Here is a 931-nt window from a genome sequence, read left to right as displayed (position 1 = left end):
CGAAGCAACGCTCACACTCATAGATATAAGATTCTGCTTGCTCTTCAAAATGTTCGCCACATTCACGGCACTCTTTTTGCGGTATTTTTTTATAAAGATCAAAGTTTTTTGTCATTTTTAATGCCCCCATGTTATTAGTTTTCATGTTGTTGGAATTGCTCTTCTTCCGTAGATCCGGCCAATGCAGTTGTAGAGGACTTTCCTCCTGTGACAACAAGAGACACTTCATCAAAATAGCCTGTACCGACTTCGCGCTGATGGCGAGTCGCGGTATATCCATTTACTTCTGCTGCGAATTCTGCTTCTTGTAGTTCTGAGTATGCGGCCATTCCTCTTTCTTTATAACCTCGAGCCAACTCAAACATGCTATGGTTCAGGGAATGGAATCCGGCAAGGGTGACGAATTGGAACTTGTATCCCATTTTGCCCAGTTCCTTCTGGAAGTTAGCGATGGTTTGATCATCCAGCTTCTTCTTCCAATTGAAAGAAGGAGAGCAATTGTAAGCCAATAGCTTGCCTGGGTACTTGGCATGAATAGCATCAGCAAAGCGACGTGCTTCTTCAATATTCGGCTCGGATGTTTCACACCAGATCATATCGCAGTAGGGGGCATAAGCTAATCCACGGGCGATCGCTTGATCTAATCCTGGCTTCGTGTAGTAGAATCCTTCAATACTTCGCTTACCTGTCAAGAATCCGTGATCATATGGATCTGCATCACTCGTAATCAGGTTGGCCGCGTTTGCATCGGTACGAGCAATAATGACGGTTGGAACGCCCAAGACATCCGCAGCCAAACGGGCAGCAATTAAGTTGCGAACCGCCGTTTGAGTGGGAAGCAGCACCTTGCCTCCTAAGTGCCCGCATTTCTTTTCCGAAGATAATTGGTCTTCCAGATGAACCCCGCCAGCGCCCGCCTCAATCATCGCTT

At 46.4% G+C, this 931-nt stretch carries 1 protein-coding gene and 1 pseudogene; both read right to left on the bottom strand.

Annotated features, from left to right (window positions below; genetic code table 11):
- The coding region (yhfH, locus tag ABLT31_RS38765; protein ID WP_367761043.1) for a protein YhfH at positions 1–115 on the bottom strand (115 nt) is incomplete at its 3' end.
- Positions 116–134: 19 nt separating this feature from the next.
- Positions 135–931 (bottom strand): annotated as a pseudogene (locus ABLT31_RS38760) (isocitrate lyase); the annotation flags it as partial.

Source organism: Ammoniphilus soli, from assembly GCF_040813775.1.
Note: the sequence above shows the minus strand (reverse complement) of the source record. Positions and strands in the feature narration are given on the sequence as shown.